This is a genomic window from Streptomyces changchenzhani (assembly GCF_039766235.1).
GTDB lineage: Bacteria > Actinomycetota > Actinomycetes > Streptomycetales > Streptomycetaceae > Streptomyces.
Genome location: NZ_JBDHNH010000005.1, coordinates 89,975 through 107,003, shown reverse-complemented (window position 1 = coordinate 107,003; position 17,029 = coordinate 89,975). Strand labels below are relative to the sequence as shown.

Sequence of the window (17,029 nt, the reverse complement as noted above, 5' to 3'; positions counted from 1 at the left end):
CCACGGTGATCGCGATTGCGGAACGCGACCACCACACCTCGGCTCCGCGAAGAGCGGAACCCCACTCTCACCAGCTCTTTTAAAGAATTTCTGCGCTTGCTTCCGGGCTCGCAAAAGCGGCTCCGCCCGACAAGAAGAGGGAGATACGGAGTCAGATCACGACTCCTCGGTGCCCGCGACAACACCCCGCTCCCTGCGAGCCCGGCCAATCGCTCGGCGCAGCGCTACGGGATGCGTCAGTAGGCGTGGCCCGGTCGGGAGGACGAGCCAGTGAAGTCCAGGGGGCTCGATGGCTGCCACCGGCGGGACGACGAGGTGGCTCCTCGCTCCGAGTGGCACGGTGCCGGGTACCTGCCAGGCGGTGGACGTGCCGATCGGCATCAGGAAGTACATGCGCAGAGAGGTCCCCTCGTCGCCGAGGACCACCGGGCCGACGTTCTCTCCGTCCGCCCGGAGGATGGCTATCGCACGGTCGCCGATGTCCTCTGCCACTCGCACCACGTCCCACCACTCTCCGATGGGACAGACTTCTGGATCGTCGCCGATCGGCATCCAGCGCGGCGGGACCGCGGAGAAGCGGGGGCTGCCCTCGGACATGGAAGTGTCTCCTCACCCTCGTCGGTAAGGAGACACTTCCACGTGGTCACCGCCACGGGCGGACAGACTGTGCGGAGTCCTTTTCGCCGAACCCCCTTACGTCCGCTCTAAGTTGTGGTAACCCCTGCCCATCGCCCGAAGGAGGCGAGTTCATTGGACGGGTGGGCATCCATACGCAGGAGCGCAGCCGACGTCTCACGTACGGACGGGTGGAAGCGGGTGTGGTTCGGGGCGGCCTTGCGTGCCCTGCGCAGGTCGGTGAAGGCGCCGGCACGGTCGCCGACAGCGAGCTTCGCCGAGGCCACATCGATGAAGTGGTGGCTGGAGCGCTCCCCCACCGTCGAGGCCGGAGGTGCCCATTCCTGACCCCGGGTGGTGGACCACTGGTTGAGACGTGCCAAGGCCTGTTCCACGTCACCCACGTCGATCAGCGTGTGCACTTCGTGGATGCGGATGTTGGTCGGCCCGAAAGACATCTCGTACGCCAGGGAGTCCCGGTTACCGGCGAGGCGGGCAACGCTCTCGGCCTCCCGCAGGCAGTCGTCCACGCCCTCCGGGTTGTTCTCCCGGGCTTCGAGGACGGCCAGTTTGAGCAGTAGCGCCCCGTCCATGGCGAGCGCGTCATTGGTGTAGGAGCGTTCGGGCTGAAGTCGTTCCAACTCGGCGCGCAGCGCGAAGAGTTTGCGACGTGCCGACATGTACGCGCCTTGCCGGAGCATCGCGCCGACGACGAGGTAGCCGGCGGTGAACTGCATCAACGGGTCCCCGGAGCGGTCCGCCGCCCAGCGGACGCGTTCGAGTGCGGTGCCTGACAGGTCGTGGTGCCCCATCTTGTGGGCGAGGGAGTTCACGGCCCGATATGCGCGGGCGAGATGGCCGAACGCTTCCTCCCGCTCGCCATTCCGACCGCTCAGCGCGATGTGCGACAGCTCGGTGATGACGGCCGGGAGGAGAGGCCCCATGGGGGCGTAGCGGCCGTCCCGGCGCAGCGTGGCCACTTGGTCGACCTCGGAGGCGAGGACCGGCAGGGGCCGGGGTGCGATGTCCAGGTCGTCCGGGGTGTCATAGCAGAGCAGGATCCTGCGCAGTTCGGGGATGACGGCGTGCACCCCGTCCTCAGCCTCGGGCTCTCCGTAGTACGGCTGTCCGGTCAGGACTTCGGGGCCGAAGTGGAGCGCCTTCGCCAGCGCCAGCACGAGCGACGGTGGCGCCTTGCGTGCGCCGGACTCAAGCTTCTGGACATAGCTGGGGGAGATCGCGGCTTTCTGTGCCAGTTGGGCGGCAGACAGATTCCGTGTCTTACGAGCGATACGGAGACGGTCTCCCAGCGTCAGGTTTTCACTCATCGGTGGAACAGTCCCTTCGCGACGGAGCACTTCGGTCAGCGTACTTTCGCTGTCCAGCACAGGGCGGAACCTCGACCGGAGCCGCCTTCCCGGGCGGCACGAAAAGGAACTCCGCCGGCCGGTCCGCATGACGCGTCGAACCGACTGAAATCCCTCATACCACCGCACGACAGCCCGCTGCATGCGTCTGCGCGCAGTACGCGCTGCTCGGTTCACCTGTCAAGAGTTCCACGGAAAGGCACTCCGGACAATTTGTCCGCTGTCGATCCCCTCGCCGGTGGAATCGTCTGTATACAGCGCGCACCGATCGCACCCCACTCCTCAACAGAAATCCGGTCCTCCAGCGCGCTCGGTTCCGCCGCACGAGTCCACTCCACAGGTGAGGGAGTCTCGAAATGCGCTACCCGCACACCCCCATTTCACTCGGAACGGCACCGCCCCGTCTCTGGCCGACCGCTTCCGCCCGTCCCCTCGCCGCACTGCCCCTCCAGCGGGAGCCGGGGGCACTGCCGAAGGCCGTGGTGCTTGATCTGTTCGGGACGCTCGTCCCGGCCCCACTCCCTGCGGAACGCGCGTCTGCTGCCGCCGAGTTGGCCGCCGCCATGGGCATCACAACCAAGGCCGCTGAGGCCGCCCTGATTAACAGTTGGCGGCCCAGGCACGACGGCACGCTCCGCTCCACCAAAGCCGTCGCCGCGCATCTCGTCGAACAGTGCGATGCACCCTCCGACCGTACGAGCGCCGTGGAGGCGGCATTACACCGCCTCGTGTCCTCACGGCTACGGATTGATGTCTCGGTCCTCCACGCGCTGAAGGAACTCCGAAGCAACGGACTGAAGTTGGCGCTGCTGAGTGACGCCTCGCCGGATGTCGCCGAGCAGTGGGATGTGACGGCTGCCGTCTCGTCCCACTTCGAAGCGGCGGTGTTCAGCTGCCGAGAGAGCGTACTGAAACCCCATCCCCATCTCTACGCACGGGCGTTGAGCCTTCTCGGTGTCCGGTCGAACGAGGTCGTCTACTGCGGTGACGGGGGCGGAAACGAGCTCACCGGTGCGCAGCGCTTTGGGATGCGGCCCGTGAAGGTTGCGCGACGGGGCGGAAACCAGAGTCTCGCTTTCGGCGAGAAGCCGTGGCCCGGAGTGTCGCTGGCGTCCGTAGAAGATCTTCCTTCCGCACTGGCTGACGGGTGGGGCCAATGAGCGCGGCGCGCGCCTGGGCGGTGCGCGAAGGCCTTCCTCGGCTCATCTCAGCCCCAACGGCACCCGTGGCAACCGCCCTTGATGGCGATACCCGCCTGATCCACGTTCGGTACGCCGGCCTGTGCGGCAGCGACCTCCCCAAGCTGCACCCGACCTGGAACGCCCCGGTTCCCGACCCCTGGTTCCCCGGGCACGAGATCGTCGGACTCGACGCCCTGACGGGCGACTGGGTCACTGTCGATCCGCTGGTCTCCTGTCGTGCGTGTCCCGACTGCGAGCACGGGCGTACGCACCTATGCCGCCGCCTCCAGCGCATCGGTTGGGACCTCCCCGGCGGTCTCGCCGAAGCGGTCCGCGTGCCCAGCTCCAACGTGGTGCAGCTCCCGGTACTGCGTGACCACGCGCACGGGGTGCTCGCCGATCCCATGGCGGTGGCCGTACACGGGGTGCGCTGCGGGCTCCGGGCCCGTTCCGGCCGCCTGGGGGTCATCGGCTCCGGGGCCCTGGGCGTATGCACCGCCGTGCGGGCGGCACACGCGGGCTGGGACGTACACCTGGCCGCCCGCTCCCCCGCCCGCGTCATTCAACTCCGAGACGCGCTGGCCAACTTGAACATCGACGTTCATCACCGCACTCTCCCTGACTGCGACGCAGTCGTCGACGCCGCCTCCGGACACAACGACTCCCCGTTACGCCAGGCCGCGGCCGCAGTCCGCGACGGTGGCACCGTTCTCGTCCAGAACGCCTACGCCCCGTACGTCGCGCTCTCCCTCCCGCTCCGTGACCTCTTCGCCCGCTCCATCACGGTGCGCGGCTCCTTCTCGTACTGCCGCGCCGACGGCCACGACGACTTCCGCGACGCGCTCGTCCTTCTCTCACTCGGTGGCGCCTGGGCCGACCTGCTGACCCACGACCGCTACCCGCTTCTCGAACTCCCCAGCGCCCTGGCAGCGATGCGTCACGACTCCCCGAACCGCCCGGCCAAAGTCCTGCTCACCTCCGACACCTGACCCATGGAGCACCCCGTGACCTCCCAAGCCCCCCTGCTGATACACCGCATAAACTCCCCCTCCGACATCGCTCCCCAGGACGTGCACGACGGCATCCTTCGCATCCTCGGCCTCCCCGCCGGCCACACCCGCGACGTCATGCTGGGAAGTGTCCTTACCGGCCTGTTGTTACGCGGGCCGAGGGTCGCGGAAGTCGAGGCCGCCATACGCGCCGCCACGCACCTGGACCGGAGCGGCTGGGACTTCCACCAGCCGCCAACGGGGGTTCGGTTCGTCGGCTACACCGGCAGCGGCAAGAAGACCTTCAAGACGATCAACCTCAGCTCTGCCAGCGCGCTCGTCGCGGCCACCGGCGGAGCACACATCGCCAAGCTCGGCTCCCGCAGCGCCTCCTCCAGGACCGGCTCCCGCGACTTCATCGATCTGGTCGGCGGGAAGGGCGAGGCTGTGCCGCACCACGACATGGTCGCCATAGCGGCCGAGTGCGGGTTCGGGTTCTTCTCCATCGAGCACCGGGTGCCGGAGTTCGACCGGTGCTACGGCGGGAGGTTCCAGGCGGTGCACGCCCTCAGCCTGGCCTTCCCCGCCCTGCTGAGCCCTGTCGTCTGCTCCGCCTTCGTGTACGGGCTGTCGCATCCCGCGACCCGCGTATCCGCCCAGTTGCTCTCCCGGCTCGGGCTCCCGGACGTCACCGTCGTCAATTCCTCCATCAAATCCTCGCTCCAGGTGGACGAACTCCTGCCCGGCACCACCGTCCGCGCCTGCCGCATCTACAACGGCGACGAGGACCCGGCTCTGGCCGACGACGTCACTCGCGCCGCGTCCCCCCTGCCCCGCAACCTGCGCGCGATCGCGCAGCACGCCGACCCGCGCGAGAACGTCGCCGCCGTAGTTCGCCTCCTGGCCGGCCACGACGCCTCCTCTGCCCGGGATGCGGTCGCCCTCAACGCGGCATTGCTCCTGCTGGCCGCCCGCACGGTCCCGACCTTCCAGGCCGGCCTCGACACCGCACTTGCCATCCTCCGTACCGGCGCGGCTCTGGACACCCTCATCCGCTTCGTCCGCCTCACCGGCGGAACTCCCCACACGATCGACGCGCTCCTGCATCCGCCGGTCGCCGTGCACGTACTGCACAGGGAGAAGGCGCCGTGCTGAACCGCGACGAACTGGGCATCGTTCACCTGGTCCTCAACACCGACTGCAACGCCTGGGACCTGGCCCCAACCACCGCTTCCCCGGGTGTCTGCCGCTTCTGTTACCGCGAACGCAACCGCGTCGCCACCGACGCAGCCACCGCCGCGAAGGTCATCGACCGCATCCGGCACGAGTCACAGGCGTACCGCATCGTCTTCACCGGCGGCGATCCCGTCATGCCGTACGACAACCACCTGGAGCCCGCGCTCCAGCATGCGCGCGCCGCCGGGTTCGAGACGAACCTGCACACCAACGGCCTGCTCCTCCAAGGCCGTTACCCGGGACTGCGCGACCACGTAAGCATCTACTCCCTGGCCGTCGACGGCCCGGACGCCGAGACGGCCGACTGGTTCCGCGGTCAGGGCTACTTCGGACGCTTCCAGGCCAACACCGCTACGCTCGCCGCCGACCAACGCCACCTGGCCTTCAATACCTTCACCACCCAGCACTCCATCGAGTCGCTCCCCCGCCTCGCCCAGCTCATCGCCGATCTGGCCGCCACGACTCCCGCCGAGTACTGGCTGATCTCCCAATACCGACCTATCGGTCGCGCCAGCACCCGCAAGGCCGAGATCTACGGCTTCGGCCGTGAGGACTTCCTCCAGGCCGTGGACTCGGTACGCGCTCTACTCCCCGGCCTTCCCGTCTACGCCCAGCCGACCCGCGCCCCGGACGACGCCTACCCGTTCCGCGTCTGGGTTCTGGCCGACGGCACGGTCACCGCCGATCTCGGCAGCGTCGCCGCACCGCGCAACGCCGTACTCGGCAATCTCCTGGCCGACGGCTTCGAACCCCTGGTCCGCGAAGCCTTCGCCCTTCGCGCCGACACCCCTACCTCTACTGCTCAGGAAGTGACCTCATGAAGTTCGACACCGCGTACTACGAGAATGTCGTCGTCCAGCACCGATACGAGCGCCTCGGCCTCGGCGCCATAGACTTCGGCCTCGTCGGAATGAGCCCGGACGACCTGCGTACAAAGTGGATGTGCCACACCGGCGCCCGCGAGTTCGCCGATGCGGTCGCCGCCGGCCAGCCCGCCACCGTCACCACCGGAGTCGGCCTCGGCGGCCCACCCCACGCCGGAACCTTGTTCCAGCTACTGCGCGCGATCAAGCTCCAGCAGCAGGGGCTGGACGTCCAGATCGTCCTGGGCGACCTGGACTCCTACAACGCTCGCCGCACCCCGCTGGAAAAGGTGCGCCGCACCGCCGAACAGTACGAGCAGTTCATCCGCCTCCTCGGCTTCGATGAGCGCCTCGGAGTACTGCGCCGCCAGGAAGGCCGCACCGACGTCCTCGCCACCGCGTTCCTCCTCTCCCGACACCTGGAGGACGAGGATTTCCAGTGGGCGGAGGAGGACCTCTCGGGGCTCTATCGCAACCACGGCGTCTTCGACCACCTCAACTACGGCATGAAACAGGCCACGCTCCTCATGGCCGCCGACTTCGTCCACCTGCTGTCCGAAGGCCGGCACGTCCTGGTCTCGCTCGGCGTCGACGAGCACAAGTACGTGGCTCTCGCCCGCAGAGGCGCCGAACGCTGGGGCCTGCCCGCCGACCGCCTCTCCGGCATCTACACCAAGATGATCCCCGGCCTGGGCGGCCTACCGAAGATGAGCAAGAGCATCCCCGGCTCCGGCATTGATGCCTCGATGCCCGCCGATGACATCCGCGCCCTGCTCACCACGGACACCGACTCCGCCCACGAGGACAACGGCTCGGCCCTGCTCCAGATGTACGCCTGTCTGCCCGACGTCGACGGCCTGGCCTACGACCGGGCCGCCACTGCCCGTCGCTCCGGTGATCCCGAGTGGAACGAGCTGCGCGAGTCGCTCGTCGAGCGCGTGATCGCCATGTTCTCGCTCTGGCCGAAGTAATCAGAAGCCCTCCACCACCGCAGGAGCCCGCCCATGCACACAGCCCCCGCCCCCTCCAGCGCCCCCGTCGGCGACCTCACCACGCACTTCATCCGGTACGGCTACCGCAGCCGCGACACCGTCGAGTACTTCGCCGACGCCACGGACGACACCACCGTCTGGCAGCCCGACGTCTACCCGTACACCGCCGCCCGCATGGAGGAGTACGGCCGCGACGTCCTGATCGACATCGGCTGCGGCCGTGCAGGCAAGCTCGCTTCACTGGCCGCCGCGCACCCCAACTGGTCTTACGTCGGTGTCGACTTCGGTGCCAACCTCGACTGGTGCAGCAACCACCACGCCTTCGGCCAGTGGATCGAAGCCGACCTGGAATCCGCCCGCAGTCTCCCGCTCGACCCCGCCCTCATCAGCCGCTCCGTGATCGTCTGCTCCGACGTCCTGGAACACCTCCTCGACCCGCGCCCGGCCCTCGCCCTCCTCCGCCGTCTCCTTGAAGAGGGCTGCGCCGCCGCGGTCCTCTCCACGCCCGCCCGCGAGTTCCGCAGCGGATACGACACCCTCGGCCCGCCCCGTAATCCCAGCCACGTCCGCGAGTGGGCCAGCGACGAGTTGCAGGCCCTGCTGCGCGCCTCGGGCTTCGCCGTCCTGTCCGCCGAACGCACCCGCAGCGACGACGTCTCCCACGGCATGTCCACCCAACTGGTACTCGTCGGTCTGGCCCAAGAGGCGGAGACCCCATGACCACCGCCCACGCCCCCGCCCACCCTCAAGGCTTACGCGTGGTCCACGTCCCGGCCCGCACCCCGTACGCCCGCAAGCTGCACGGCCCGGACTTCCACATCCTCAACGAAACCCCCCTCCCCACCGGCGAAGTGATCCCCGCCGCCGTAAACGCCGCCTGGCTCCTCGACCACACCCCGCTCACCTGGCTCGACGTCCTACACCTGCACCACATCGACGCCGAAGACCCCGCCACTCTGGAACGCCTACTCGACGCCTGCACCACCGCCGGCGTCCGCGTGGTCTTCACCGCTCACGACACCACCCCCATGCACGGGGCTCCCGCAGACTTCGCCGCCCGTCTGCGCCTGCTCCTCGCAGCCAACGTCCACTGGATCTGCCTCACCGACACATCCCGCTCCGCGCTGACCGACCTCCTCGGCGCACCCCCACCCGCGACAGTCATCCCGCACGGCTACGTCGCACCCCCGGAAAAGCTCCTCCGCCGCGAACGGGAACAGGGCTCGGGCTCCGCCCGCTTCCTAATGTACGGAGCCGCTCGCCACAGCCGTGACCAGATATCCCCCGTCATCAACTGGAGCCTCGGCACTCCGGACCCCGGTGCCACCCTCCAGCTCCTCCTCCGCGCCTTCAGCCCCGCCGACTTCACCAACGAAAGCCGCACGCCGCTCCTGCTGGAGACAGCCCGCCAAGACCCACGCATCCGCCTGACAATGCGCCCGTACCCCACCGACGACGACGTCATCAACGCCGGCCTGGCCTCCGACGTCATACTGCTCCCCTACCTCTGGGGCAGCCACTCCGGCCAACTGGAGTTCGCCTTCGACCTGAACCTCCTCCCCGTCTGCTCCCGCACCGGCCACTTTTCCGAACAACACCGCCAGCACCAGGGTTTGGCCCCCGAGCCCGAGTGGTTCGACTGGTCCACGGGCCACCCCAACCTCTACGGCGAACGCTTCCTCACCGCCGTAGAGAACGCCACCGCCCGCCTGACCGCCGCCCCACGCCACCTTGACCCGGCCTTCCTCGATTACCGCGTCCAGGAACACAAGACGATCCTCACCGCGTACGCCCAGGTCTACGGAGGCGACCGATGACCGACGATGCCCGGCCCCGCATCTCCTGCGTGATCCTCTGCCACAACTACGGCCGCTACCTCGACCGCGCCATCACCAGCTGCCTGCAACAGGAACCCGGCAACTACGTTCTGCACGAGATCCTGGTCATCGACGACGGCTCCACCGACGAGACCCCGGACATCTGCGACCGCCACCGGGACCGCATCCACGTGATCCGCCGCGACCAGCAGGGCTTCGGCCCCACCCTCACCGACGCCTTCCGCCTCGCCACCGGCGACTGGGTCGCCCCGCTCGACGCCGACGACTTCTTCCACCCCGCCAAGCTCCGCACCTGCGCCGAAGCCATGGGTGACGACCGCCTCTACCTCGAACACTGGGAGTACGTCGTCGACGCGAACGGCCACCCGTTCCTCCCCGACCCCCACCCCGGCGGCAACACCAGCACACTCCTCGTCCAACGCGAAGCGGCCCTCACCCTGCTCCCCGTCACCAACGAGATCTTCTTCCACGCCCTCAAAGAGGCGGGCCGAGGCCACGTCCTCCGCACCCCGCTGACGTACTACCGCCTGCACCCGCTGAGCATGACCGACCGCCGCAACCACGGAATCTCCCAGCAATACCGGGCCGAGACATGCACAGCCCTCGCCGACCGCCTCCACACCCTGCGCCAAACCCCGCTCCCCTGGGCCGACCCCCGCACCCTCCCCCACATCGAGAGCCACTTCCGCTCTCTCGCCGCAGGCCACCGCGTCGAAGCCCACCTCCAACTCGGCACCCGCCCGCGCAGCCTTCTCTTTCTCGCCGCAATGCTGATCCACACCCTCCGTGCCAAAGATCCACTCTCCGGCTGGCTCCGCTCACTCCGCAGCACCCTGACCAACCACCCCCTGGCACCGCTCCCACACGCGCCACACACCAAGACGGAAAGTGATCAAGCAAATACGGCGGCATAACGCACGATGCTAAAATCACGGCTTCCCATTCTTGCTGGTCAGCCCAACACCCCACTTCAGGAGCGATTAGGCACCATGAGCCGCCTCAGCGAGTCCGTAACCCGCGCCATGCAGATCCTCGACGGATCGGACCTGGCCGCGGACTATACGGTCGCCCGGCTCCTGGAAGAGACATATAGCCGCCGCTCCCTGGACCTCACCGACCTCTCCCCCGAGGAGCAGGCCGCACTGGTCGAAGGCCGCGCCATCAACGTGATCCCCTCGGCCTCGAAGCTCGCCGAGAAGATCACCGCCGCGCAGGCCGAGGGCCGGAAGCTCGTCGTGAAGTACGGCATCGACCCGACCTCGCCGGACGTTCACCTCGGCCACTCGGTCCCGATCATCATCGCCAACCGCTTCCAGCGGATGGGCCACCACGTCGTCTTCATCATCGGTGACGTCACGGCCAAGATCGGCGATCCCTCCGGACGCACCTCGGACCGTCCGCCGCTCACCGACGCCGACATCGCGGCCAACCTCTCCGGCTACCAGAAGCAAGTCACGCCGTTCATCGACTTTGAACGCGCCGACCTCCGCTTCAACGGCGAGTGGCTCAACAAGGTCAGCCTCCCCGAACTGGTGGAGATCCTGGCCCGCGTCCCGGTCTCGATGACTCTCCAGCGCGAGGACTTCCGCAACCGCCTGGCCGCCGGTGACGGCCTCTCGGTCGCCGAGTTCGTCTACTCCGTCGTCATGGCCCTCGACTCGGTCGCCATCACCGCCGACGTCGAACTCGGCGGCGTCGACCAGCTCCTCAACCTCCAGATGTGCCGCAAGGTCATGGAAATCCGCGAGCAGACCCCCGAGGTAGTCATCACCACCCCCCTCATCGAGGGCACCGACGGCAACGGCTCCAAGATGAGCAAGTCCAAGGGCAACTACGTCGGTCTCTCCTCCACCCCGGACGACATCTACGGCCGCCTGATGTCCATCCCCGACCATCTCATCGAGCCCTACCTCAAGCAGCTCACCGAGTGGACCGACGAAGAGATCGCCGTAGTCACGGCCCGCATCGCCGACGGCACCGCCCACCCCATGGCCGTCAAGCGCATCCTCGCCGGCGAGGTCACTGCCACCCTCCACGGCCTCAAGGCCGCCGAGGCGGCCCGCGCCGAGTTCACCGCCCGCTTCTCCAAGCGGTCCTTCGGCGACACCCAGAACCTCCCGACGATCTCCCTCCAGGAGCACGCCGAGACCCTGCTGGGCACCCTCATCAACCAGGTCCTGGGCTTCGCCACCAGCAACTCGGCGGTCCGCCGCGTCGCCCAGCAAAACGGTCTCCGCCTCATCGCGGAGACCGGCGACGGCGAGCAGCACAGCGCCCCGCTGTCCGAAGCCGACGTGCAGCAGGCCCTGCTCACCGTAGTGACCAAGGACGACGTCCCCGAAGGGGCCAGCCTCTACCTCAAGGTGGGTCGTAAGGTCGCGCGCCTCGCAGACTGACCGGAGGCTTGTCGGGGCACCCCACCATGTGCTGGGGTGCCCCCGGTCTAAGGTTCCCCTCGTAGCGTCGGCCAAGACTGAACCGATCAACTTGCCTCTTGCTCGCCCGCTCCCTCACCCTCTGTGTCTTCGAGCAGTCGACGAGCGAGGTCCACGAGGGTTTCTCCGTTCTCAGTCACCCAACGGGCCGTGCCCTGGTTGGAGACGGGACGCTCCTCCCATTCAGCGAGTTCCCACATACGGGCAATGAGCCCTGAGGGTGAGTATCGGTTGCCGTCGGCGGCCCACAGAAGCGGCTTGGTGTGGTGATTGACCCACGTGGCTCGCCCGCGCAGTTCGTTGGCGGCGAGCCAGGGCTCCAGGGCCCTGCGCTCGGGCTCGATGTAGGTGTGCAGGAACATCGGCGCTTCGTCCTTCAACGCACCCTGGCCAACGATGACGTGTACAGCATTGGGCCGACGGCGCTTGCGTTCCTTGGTCGGACGATTGCGGTACTTCTCCGGGAGCTCACTGCCGACGGTCGCCCCCGAGTCAAGGGTGTCGAGTACGTCCGTCACCAGTGCACGCGCCGACCCGGAATCCGCGCACAGATACTGGATACGCGAGCGTTCGCCGACCGCGTCCATGGCCATAACCAGAGCGGGGACTGTACGAGCAAGCAGCTCGGGCACCTGCCGGATGGCGTTCTCCGCCCAGGCAAGCGTGGGATCGGGTTCCTCGATGGTCCCGTTAGCCTCGTCCGCGTCACGGAGCTGACGGAACACCAGGTGGGCGATCAGGTACGTCCCGTGCTCGACGGCAGCGGCAGCCCGACCCGAGTAGCTCTTGCGGAGCTCGGCCAGTCCGGCGCGTACGGCACGCAGCACCCTCACCGCGTTCCACAGCAGAAAAACGCTCGGCTGCGGGCGGAAGAGCGCGTCGTACACGCCCTGCCCACCCCGCTCCCACAGAACGTCCAGGTTCGACGCGATGCGGGCCGCGTACTGGCTTCCCGGATGTGCGCAGGCAAGGGCACACGCCGCCTCCACCACGGAGCAGCCGGCGTCCTGCATCGGTTCCAGTTCGCCACGCCGCACCCCGTAGAGGAGGCCGAACTCGGCCTCCATCTCCTCGATGAGCGCTGCCTGTACCGGGTCGAGGGAGATGAAGTCCCTGGCCTCCACGCTGTTCTGGCGGTTGGTGGCGCGGGTAGCTTGCTTCGCGAACTCTGTCGCCCCACCGGTGACGATGACCCTGATCCCGACGTCTGCCGCGTACGCGTCGTTGCTGCCTTTGGCGACGGCATCGGCGATCGAGCGGACCGTCTGGGCACCGTTGACGACGCTCGCTCCATGAATCTTCAGGTTGAGCGGATACCTTTCCGGCACTCCGATCTGCCGGTGCGTCGCCTTCAGGGACTCGCACAGGACAGTGATCCCATTGTTGAAGTACCAGAAGTGATTGGGCTCTTCGACGAGCGTGGTGACGAGTTCGTTGTTGATCGAGGTCAGGCCAAGCGGGTTGCGGATGTTGCGCGCGAAGAGACCGTTGCCCGTCTGCGCCCAGGAAGCGACCTGATCCGCTGACACCACGCCCTGATAGGACTCGTACAGGTTGGGAAGCTTGAACCAGGGGCTGAGGTCCGCTTCCAAGTTGATGGGCTGGTCTGTTATGTCGTCGCGTACCAGGGCGTAGATCTCGCGGGCGAGGATCACCTTGTGGTCGAGCCGGTCACCGTGGTGGTTGAACTCCCGTTCGCCGTTGACCAGAGCCTGGTTCAGTTCGGCCGACAGCGGATCGGTTCCCATTAGCACGATGACTTGCGTAACCGGAACCGGACCGCTTCCCATCAGCTGCTTCGCCTGCTCCGCGAGGAGCCGTCCGCGCGGGTTGAACTGAGCGAACTGCTCGCTGTCGATCAGTCGCAGGCCAGCGAAGAGGCCGTGGATCACCGGGAGTTTCGCCGTGGCGTTCCCCTTGTTGGACCACTTGCTCTGCACCAGGTAGACGTGCTTGCGGTCGTGGTCCACTGCGATCGCGTCGATGCCCTGGTCGGCTCCACCGTCGATGACGGTGAGCGCGGCGTCACTCGGACTCCAGCCGGTGACAATCCGTACGGCGTGCGCGGCCAGCGCCCGGCTCCGGAAGTTGCTGACCCGGCTGTCTTCGGAGTGATTGGCGAAGTCGCTGACATCAATGAGATCGACATACGTCTCATCCAGGGCCCGGGCAACCTGACGGACCTGCATGGGCACATCCTGAGCGGACGGACGAGAGGTGCGGTGCGGTGCGGGCATGTGCGCGTGAAACCTCGATCTTCCGTACGTCGGCGGGCTCCGTCGACGCGTTGCGGCTGGATGGGCGGAGAACTGCCCAGCGGCGCGTGGGGTTCCCCGCCGGGAGCTCGGACCGGCCTTACGTGAGACTCTGCGCCACCGTGCGGAATCGTTTGCCCGCCTCGTCAAGGTGCTCTGCGATGGACAGAGCGATCTCTCCTGGGGAGCCGAAGTCGTCGACGGTCGCGGCGAGGCTGGCCTTCAAGTCGAGGCTGACACCTGGCCTTTGGAGTAGTTCGCTCACCGGATACGAACGGAAACGCGGGGACGTGGTGCGCCCTCGGTGGTCGACCTCGCCGGGGCGGTAGGCGGTGAGGAAGTCCGCGAAATCGCCCTCGGTGAGGGGCCTTCCCGTGTCCGTGTGGTGGTTGTCGGTCCGGGCGTCATACACCCACAGCTCGCGGGTGGCGGGCTCACCGGTCGGCCGGGGGACGGACTTGGTGAAGAAGAGGATGTTCGACTTGGAGTTGGTGCCGTGGAAGATACCCGTGGGCAGCCGCAGCAGGGTGTGGACGTCGCAGTTCTTGAGGAGCGCTTCGCGGACGGTGGCGGCAGCTCCGCTACCGAAGAGGACTCCGTCGGGAACGAACACGGCAGCCCGGGCTCCCTGCGGCAAGGTGATGGCAAGGTGCTGGAGGAAATTGGTCGGCAGGTCAGCCTTCTGCGCCCAGAAGTCGTCACGCTGGTCGGTGTCGGGCACAACGTCCCCGCTCTTGAACGGAGGGTTGCAGATGGCCACGGTCGCGGCCACGTCCCGGTGATACCGGTGGACGGCGACACCCTTCGCCTTGAGAGAGTCGGCGCGCAGAACGGGCGGCATGTCTGAGAGGACGCGTCCTGTGTTGAGCAAGATGTTCATCGTGGCGAACCGGCACATCTGGGCATCGATGTCGGCCGCCGCAATAGCGGTCGAGTCGACATACGCACTCGAGGCTTCCATCTCACGGTGCGCGGCAATCAGCGTGCTGCCGAGGCCGCCAGCCGCGTCGATCACCCTGTCTTCTCCGGTGACGGCGAGGGCCTTCACGACGACGGCAAGGAGCGGCGGCGGCGTGAGGATTTGGCCGGTCTGTCGCTTGGTAAGGAAGTCCTCACGACACTCAGCAAGCATGGAGGAGAATGCCTCGCCGAGAACGCCCGACGGGATATCTGTCCACCGGTACGGGGCGAACTCCTCGACGATGAGCCGTCTGAGCTCGGACATCCGGTCTACGTTCCAGGGCTGAGCATCGTGGAACAGGACGCTCGCGGTGGCCCTGCGCGGATCGGCGGGGTTGGGGGCGCCGAGCTCGTCCATCAGGCCGGCGAAGAAGGTATGCAGGTCCTCGCCGTTGAGGTCGGTGAGCTTGGGCCACGTGCCGACCGGGGCGATGGGTGGATTGGCAAACCGCCTGGGACGCTGGGTGTGTTCGTGGTCGAGCTTGAGGAAGAGCAAGTAAGCGATGTGCTCGACGAACTCAAGACGAGTCAAGGCCTTGGTGCTGGTCTTCTCCCGATAGAACTTCCACAAGCGCTCCGTGATCCGCCTGCTCGTCCAATCGCTTTCCCGCGGCTCCCCCACCGCACCCCGACCGCTGCCCCGCCCGACCATCATTCTCTCGCCCTACCTTCTGTCGCGCTCCCGAGCGGGCCTGGGCCTCACGGCCCCACCGACCCGCTCGGGTGACGGCGGCTTACCGCTCCTGTGCTTCTTCGCCTTCGGTGGTGCTGTCGTCCGCAGTCTGCACACCCGTCTTGAGCGCACGGGCCACTGCGGTGAACTGGGCCAGGGCCGTCTCCAGCTCGTCCACGATCTCCTGGGCGATCACGTCAGGGGACGCGAAGACCGTGTCGGAGGACGAGGCGGATTGAAGGACCGTCAGGTCCAGGTTCACCTTGTCGCGAGCGACCAACTCATCGTAATCGAACGCACGGAACCGTTCACTGGGCTTTCGCGATGCATAGTCGGAACCACCGGAGTGATAGGCCGCGACGAAGTCGTCGAGGTGCTCGCGGCGCAACTGGCGCTGCTTGAGCGTGAAGCGCTGGTCGGTACGGAAGTCGTAGACCCAGAGTTGACGGGTGCCTGGGCGGCCTCCGGAACGCTGGCCGGTCTTGTCGAAGAACAGGACGTTGGCTTTGACTCCGTTGGCATAGAAGATGCCGGTCGGGAGCCTGAGGAGCGTGTGCACGTTACACAAGTCGAGGAGATTGCGGCGGATCGTGGTGCCCGCGCCGCCCTCGAAGAGGACGTTGTCGGGGAGGACGAGAGCGCCGCGCCCGTTGGTCTTCAGCAGGTTGTAGATGTGCTGGACGAAGTTGAGCTGCTTGTTAGTGGTCGGCGCCCAGAAGTCGGTACGGGCGGTGTACGCCTCGCCGGTCACCGAGCCGACACCGAACGGCGGGTTGGCGAGCACGATGTCGTAGTGCTTGTGAATCGGCTTGGCCAGCGAGTCCTGAATGGTAATCAGCGGCTTGGCCTCGGAGGTTCCGATGCCGTGCAGCAGCATGTTCATCAGGGCGAGGCGGGCGGTCTCGCGGACCAGCTCGTAACCGGTGATCGAACCGGTCTGGAGCTTGCGCCCCTCGTCGCCGTACAGCTCGTCCTCGTAGCGGGTGGCGATGTGCGCGTGCGCGGCGATGAGGAAGCCGCCGGTGCCGCAAGCCGGGTCGGTGATCGTCTCGCCGATCTTCGGCTGAACGCAGTCGACCATGGCGTCGATGAGCGGACGGGGGGTGAAGTACTGACCCGCACCCGTCTTCCGGTCTTCCGCACCACGCTGGAGGAGGCCTTCATAGGCGTCGCCCTTGAGGTCCTGGTTCTCGGTGGTCCAAGTGTGTGCGTCGATCAGATCCTTAATCAGGCGTTCCAGGACGGCTGGCTCATGGATCTTGTTCGACGCTTTGGTGAAGACCTCGCCGAGCATGGTGCCGCCACGCTGGCCGAGGTCCTTGAGGATGAACTCGTAGTGGTCGACCAGTGCTTCGGCGGACCGGGTGGTCAGGCTCGTCCAGTCGCGCCCCTCGGGGACGAGCGGGGCTTCGGGAGCGTTGCGGCGGAACTTGGCGGGGCGTTTGGCGCGCTCGTCGGCCATCTTCAGGAAGAGGAGGTACGTGAGCTGCTCGACGTAGTCGAGAGTCGAGACGCCGGAGTGGCGGAGCAGCTCGCAGTACGACCAGAGACGGTTGACGAGGGTGGAGGTCGGGACCTGCTGTTCAGAGGACTGGATCGGGATCGCCGACTTGTCGGTACTCATG

The 17,029-nt window shown here is 67.1% G+C and carries 14 protein-coding genes; 9 read left to right on the top strand and 5 right to left on the bottom strand.

Features of this window, described 5'->3' with window-relative positions:
* Window positions 1-156: 156 nt before the first annotated feature.
* Both ABCR94_RS17475 and ABCR94_RS17470 read right to left on the bottom strand, forming a co-directional pair.
* A complete protein-coding gene (locus ABCR94_RS17475) occupies window positions 157-597 on the bottom strand; it encodes a hypothetical protein (RefSeq protein WP_347120242.1) in 441 nt (146 codons plus the stop codon).
* A gap of 107 nt (window positions 598-704) precedes the next feature.
* Window positions 705-1,943: a helix-turn-helix domain-containing protein gene (locus tag ABCR94_RS17470; RefSeq protein WP_347120241.1), complete on the bottom strand. Its 1,239-nt coding sequence runs from the start codon at window positions 1,941-1,943 to the stop codon at window positions 705-707.
* Window positions 1,944-2,338: 395 nt separating this feature from the next.
* Between ABCR94_RS17470 and ABCR94_RS17465 the strand changes: the two genes are divergently transcribed.
* The 9 genes from ABCR94_RS17465 (at window position 2,339) to tyrS (ending at window position 11,477) form a co-directional block, all read left to right on the top strand.
* Window positions 2,339-3,142: an HAD family hydrolase gene (locus tag ABCR94_RS17465; RefSeq protein ID WP_347120240.1), complete on the top strand. Its 804-nt coding sequence runs from the start codon at window positions 2,339-2,341 to the stop codon at window positions 3,140-3,142.
* A gap of 65 nt (window positions 3,143-3,207) precedes the next feature.
* A complete protein-coding gene (locus ABCR94_RS17460; protein WP_347120239.1) occupies window positions 3,208-4,152 on the top strand; it encodes an alcohol dehydrogenase catalytic domain-containing protein in 945 nt (314 codons plus the stop codon).
* A gap of 15 nt (window positions 4,153-4,167) precedes the next feature.
* The gene (locus ABCR94_RS17455; protein WP_347120238.1) at window positions 4,168-5,307 is read left to right on the top strand and encodes a hypothetical protein; all 1,140 of its coding nucleotides are present in this window, start codon (window positions 4,168-4,170) and stop codon (window positions 5,305-5,307) included.
* Window positions 5,301-6,209, top strand: coding sequence for a radical SAM protein (locus ABCR94_RS17450; RefSeq protein ID WP_347120237.1), 909 nt, complete (start codon window positions 5,301-5,303; stop codon window positions 6,207-6,209). Before ABCR94_RS17455 ends, ABCR94_RS17450 begins: the two co-directional genes overlap by 7 nt.
* Window positions 6,206-7,222, top strand: coding sequence for a hypothetical protein (locus tag ABCR94_RS17445; protein ID WP_347120236.1), 1,017 nt, complete (start codon window positions 6,206-6,208; stop codon window positions 7,220-7,222). Before ABCR94_RS17450 ends, ABCR94_RS17445 begins: the two co-directional genes overlap by 4 nt.
* A 33-nt stretch (window positions 7,223-7,255) precedes the next feature.
* Window positions 7,256-7,963 carry a methyltransferase domain-containing protein gene (locus ABCR94_RS17440; protein ID WP_347120235.1) on the top strand — a complete coding sequence of 236 codons (708 nt, stop codon included), beginning with the start codon at window positions 7,256-7,258 and terminating at the stop codon, window positions 7,961-7,963.
* Window positions 7,960-9,060 (top strand): glycosyltransferase family protein, encoded by a 1,101-nt coding sequence (locus ABCR94_RS17435; RefSeq protein WP_347120234.1) that lies wholly within the window; start codon window positions 7,960-7,962, stop codon window positions 9,058-9,060. Before ABCR94_RS17440 ends, ABCR94_RS17435 begins: the two co-directional genes overlap by 4 nt.
* On the top strand, window positions 9,057-9,995 hold the full coding sequence (locus tag ABCR94_RS17430; protein WP_347120233.1) for a glycosyltransferase family 2 protein: 939 nt from the start codon (window positions 9,057-9,059) through the stop codon (window positions 9,993-9,995). The genes ABCR94_RS17435 and ABCR94_RS17430 overlap by 4 nt, the downstream gene beginning before the upstream one ends.
* Before the next feature lie 75 nt (window positions 9,996-10,070).
* On the top strand, window positions 10,071-11,477 hold the full coding sequence (gene tyrS, locus ABCR94_RS17425; protein ID WP_347120232.1) for a tyrosine--tRNA ligase: 1,407 nt from the start codon (window positions 10,071-10,073) through the stop codon (window positions 11,475-11,477).
* Between the two features lie 86 nt (window positions 11,478-11,563).
* Here tyrS and ABCR94_RS17420 read toward each other — a convergent pair whose 3' ends face one another.
* The 3 genes from ABCR94_RS17420 to ABCR94_RS17410 all read right to left on the bottom strand — a co-directional run bounded on the left by ABCR94_RS17420 (window position 11,564) and on the right by ABCR94_RS17410 (window position 17,028).
* Window positions 11,564-13,705 (bottom strand): AIPR family protein, encoded by a 2,142-nt coding sequence (locus ABCR94_RS17420; RefSeq protein WP_347120231.1) that lies wholly within the window; start codon window positions 13,703-13,705, stop codon window positions 11,564-11,566.
* A 166-nt stretch (window positions 13,706-13,871) separates the two neighbouring features.
* Window positions 13,872-15,302: an HsdM family class I SAM-dependent methyltransferase gene (locus tag ABCR94_RS17415; RefSeq protein ID WP_347120230.1), complete on the bottom strand. Its 1,431-nt coding sequence runs from the start codon at window positions 15,300-15,302 to the stop codon at window positions 13,872-13,874.
* A 163-nt stretch (window positions 15,303-15,465) separates the two neighbouring features.
* Window positions 15,466-17,028: a class I SAM-dependent DNA methyltransferase gene (locus ABCR94_RS17410; protein ID WP_347120229.1), complete on the bottom strand. Its 1,563-nt coding sequence runs from the start codon at window positions 17,026-17,028 to the stop codon at window positions 15,466-15,468.
* Window position 17,029: the final 1 nt, after the last annotated feature.